Consider the following 299-nt stretch of genomic DNA (forward strand, 5'->3'; position numbering starts at 1 on the left):
TTATAAGGACGAATCAGATAAAATAGTGTCCTTACTTCAAGATGTTCAGCACTATCGTCCTAATTTTGATATGGATTATGCAGAAGAGCTTGTTGCAAAATTTAAACTGCCCAAAGATAAAGCAGTTAAACACTTTTCAAAAGGAATGCAGTCCGCTCTCAATGTCATCATTGGTCTCACGGGCAGAACACCTATCACAATTTTTGATGAGGTATACCTTGGTATGGATGCCCCATCACGGAATATCTTTTATAAAGAAGTTTTAGCAGATCAGCAAGAGCATCCAAGAATGATTATTC

Annotated in this window: 1 pseudogene; it reads left to right on the forward strand. The window is 37.1% G+C overall.

Annotation, left to right across the window (positions count from 1 at the left end):
* Window positions 1-299, forward strand: a pseudogene (locus RG959_RS24005) (ABC transporter ATP-binding protein); the annotation flags it as partial.

Source organism: Domibacillus sp. 8LH, from assembly GCF_038806185.1.
Taxonomy (GTDB): Bacteria; Bacillota; Bacilli; order Bacillales; family Domibacillaceae; genus Domibacillus; species Domibacillus indicus_A.